The 3,656-nt window shown below is 34.2% G+C and carries 3 protein-coding genes and 1 pseudogene; 2 read left to right on the top strand and 2 right to left on the bottom strand.

Annotated features, from left to right (window positions below; genetic code table 11):
* Positions 1-192, bottom strand: a pseudogene (locus KH364_RS09390) (IS256 family transposase); the annotation flags it as partial.
* Positions 193-1,119: 927 nt separating this feature from the next.
* Positions 1,120-1,707, bottom strand: coding sequence for a 30S ribosomal protein S4 (rpsD, locus tag KH364_RS09385; protein ID WP_009350991.1), 588 nt, complete (start codon positions 1,705-1,707; stop codon positions 1,120-1,122).
* Positions 1,708-2,004: 297 nt separating this feature from the next.
* Here rpsD and KH364_RS09380 point away from each other — a divergent pair, with 297 nt between their 5' ends.
* Both KH364_RS09380 and KH364_RS09375 read left to right on the top strand, forming a co-directional pair.
* Positions 2,005-2,904, top strand: coding sequence for a LysR family transcriptional regulator (locus KH364_RS09380; protein ID WP_273299422.1), 900 nt, complete (start codon positions 2,005-2,007; stop codon positions 2,902-2,904).
* Between the two features lie 230 nt (positions 2,905-3,134).
* Positions 3,135-3,458 carry a YnfA family protein gene (locus KH364_RS09375; protein ID WP_009351302.1) on the top strand — a complete coding sequence of 108 codons (324 nt, stop codon included), beginning with the start codon at positions 3,135-3,137 and terminating at the stop codon, positions 3,456-3,458.
* Positions 3,459-3,656 lie beyond the last annotated feature (198 nt).

The following is a 3,656-nucleotide window of genomic DNA, read 5'->3' as shown; positions in this document are numbered from 1 at the left end:
TATTTGGCAATAATCAGATAACCGTTTGTAGATAGCAGCAATCGATTCATCTGTAGGCATACAATTTAATATATCTGAAATAGAAAGCGGTCTTGGTGAATGCATATAGCACCACCAATAGACCGCTTTTAGTCTTCTTTCAAGTAAAAGGTCCCTATGAGCGCGTAACATACTTCTTAGTTGAGTATTTACATCAAAAAAGCCATAAATCAATATTAAAGACTAATATGCTCAACAACCATATAATTATCAAATAAGATGCTTGCCTAACATAATGTTTTCTTTGTGTAGTATATTCTATTCGTTTAATCTCTTTAAGATTATATGCTCGATATTCTAATAAGTGATTATGTATATTAAATGATAATAATACATCTAATAATACAACACCTAAGAGTATGCGTTCCGATATAGTAAACTGAAAGAAATCAACGGAGCCAATAAAGTAAGATGATACTATGAGTGCTAACGAAAACAAGATATTAACAAGGCTCAACCAATTATACCAAGCATAATCCCGACCTATTGTATAAGTTACAAAGCCATATTTTTTTAAGATTTCCAATAATACTTTTATAAGAAAATATATAAGAAAAATAATTAGAGATATCATCATTATAAGATGACTAAATGATATATTTTCAATATATGATAATAAAAACATATTCTACCAAAGTACCTCTTTAATTAAAACGGCCAATACTTTCTAGCTTTCTCTCTGCTGCAGAAGAAATATTCTATATTTACTTTCATTTAATTGAAAAATCTAAATACTCAAGATTAAGTACCAAACCATGTCCCTGTAACAAGCCGATATAATAAATACAAAACCATTATTAAAAACAACATCCCACTAATAAGCCTAAAAATCAATATCATAATTGGGTTTTCATTGTAACTGTTATCAGGAGAGTATAAGCCCAATAATAAAGGATTATATATGCCGATTCCAGTTACAATGAGACCAAATATACAGATATAAAACTGTGGATCAATATTTCGAAAAAATCTAATTAATTCACTCATTTATATACTCAAAATAATCTTTTAGTAATAATACAAACAACACAATATATACAAAAACCCGCAGTGCATAGCACTGCGGGCAATAGCGCCAAATTATTTGGAGTACAATTCGACGATAAGTGTTTCGTTAACTTCGATAGGAAGTTCTTCACGTTGAGGAAGACGAGTGAATGTAGCTTTGAAGCCTTCCAAGTCTTTTTCAATGTAAGGAAGTTCGAAAGAACGAAGTTCTTGGAAATTAGTTTTGAACATTTCGTTGTCGCGGGAAGCTTCACGAAGTTCAATAACGTCACCTGGTTTGCAGGAGTAGGATGGAATGTCTACACGACGACCATTTACCAAGATGTGGCCATGGTTTACCATTTGACGAGCTTGACGAATGGAGTTACCGAAGCCGATGCGATATACAAGGTTATCAAGACGTTGTTCCAAAAGGATCAACATGTTTTCACCTGTAACACCTTGCATTTTTTTCGCTTTATCATAATAGCGTACGAACTGGCGTTCTAGCAAGTTGTAGTAAGCTTTAACTTTTTGTTTTTCTAATAATTGTGTGCCATACTCAGACATTTTTTTCTGACGTTGGTCTTTTTTGACGCGATTCAAGGCTTTTGCGTGACCGAATACGTTCACACCAAAGCGACGACAAAGTTTGAATCGAGCCTCTCTTCTCGTTGCCATGTGATTATCACCTCATAGTTGAATAAAAAACTTGTACCGACACATAATGGTACCCATGTATAATATCATTTTCATTTACTTATGTCAATTAATGATAATTGTGAAAGTTATTGAAATAAGTGCATAATCACAATTTTTAATTAATCTTTTTTATGATAATAGTACACGCTATATCGATTGTGCATGCTTCATCATATTTTATAGATTTAGATGAAAAAACAATTATAGTATGCTACAATATGAATAAGTAAGGTAATAGTTATCATTGGATTCTTATTACAAAATTGGGGGAACAACATGAAAGAGTTACCTACAATGCAAGAGCTACAAAGTTTTATTACTTATAATAAAACAGGAAGCTTTACATTAGCAGCACAATCTATGAATATTACACAATCAGCTTTCAGCGCTCAAATGAAAAAATTAGAGCGTTTAGTTGGTGTGAAATTAATCTCCCGTTCTACAAGAGGTAGCCGTTTAACGCCAGAAGGCGAATTATTCTTACCAGAAGCAGAACAAGTTCTCGATACATTAGAACGTGCTATTCAATCCATCCGCCTAGCAAGCAAGGTGGAACGTCCGATTTTGAACATCGGTGTACTGCGTAGTTTAGGTGATATTCGTCTAAATGGTTACGTATCACACTTCTTCCAAAATCATCCTGAGTTCTCTGTCAGCATCTATGACATGGAAGAAGAAGAGTTAATGCTCGACTTACGCGAAAATCGTATCGACATTGCTCTACTCTATTTACCAAATAACAAAGATATGTCCGCATACGAATCTACAGCTCTTAGAGAGGACGAATTCGTATACTATGCACCAAATTTAATAGAAGGCATGGAAACCGCTAGCTTGAAAGCGATTCAGCAACAACCTTTGCTCATGTATCCACCTAAATACTTCATGTATCGCACATTGAAAAACTACGTAGGCAATGGTCAACAAAATCTACACATCCGTGGTAGCCGCTTATCCAACCCTTACACAATGATCGACTATTGCCAAAAAAATAATTCTGGTTGCATCGTAGCAAAACAAATTTTAAACTCCTTAGGCATCACTGATGGTTTTGTACCTTTAGAAAAACCATTCAAACTACAAGTGTGCTTTGCATTTAAGAAAAATAACTCCAAAACAGAAACTATGCATACCTTTATGGACTATGTACATAGCGAATCACCACCAAGCTTATAAAAGCTAACTAAACCCCGTATACCTTTTAGGTGTACGGGTTTTTTTATACACAATACAACTCGATTCCATCACTAGATGCCATTACTATTAGAATCTATTTTTGAGTACATTTTCGCCTTCATTTTAAACAATTATTAATCTAAGGATATAAAATAATTGCTCTCTTCTAATCTAGGTTGTAAAATAGAGAATAGATTTCAATTAATGTAGTAGAATACAGTGAGGTTATTATGCTCTTATCTATCCTCTTCTTTATACTAGCAGGACTTGCTGAGATTGGTGGCGGTTATCTTGTATGGCTTTACATGCGCGATGATAAAGGCCCCCTCTATTTAATCGCAGGTGCTATTATTCTATTTTTATACGGTATCATTCCTACCTTCCAACCAGAAGCAAGCTTTGGCAAAGTGTACGCAGCATATGGTGGCGTATTCATCGCCCTTTCTATTCTATGGGGCTGGCTTGTAGACGGCTTGCGACCAGATACATATGATATCATCGGCGGTCTCGTTTGCATCGTAGGTGTATATATCATCATGTACGCACCACGGTAAACAGAAATATAGAGTTTCTCTATAAGCATTACAACAGAAGGAGTACAACTGTAACAGTTGTACTCCTTCTTTATTTATATAACCATATGTATTTTCTTATGATCTTAAATTGCAATATGAAATTGAACACTCTGTAAATCCATAACTTTATTAACTTCTTCAATGAAGACTTCTTGAGGCGTTTTGTAATTCAACAGC

Origin of the sequence: Veillonella sp. oral taxon 158 (assembly GCF_018376515.1) — a bacterium.
Taxonomy (GTDB): domain Bacteria; phylum Bacillota; class Negativicutes; order Veillonellales; family Veillonellaceae; genus Veillonella; species Veillonella rogosae.
This window is presented reverse-complemented; position numbering and strand designations above follow the sequence as displayed.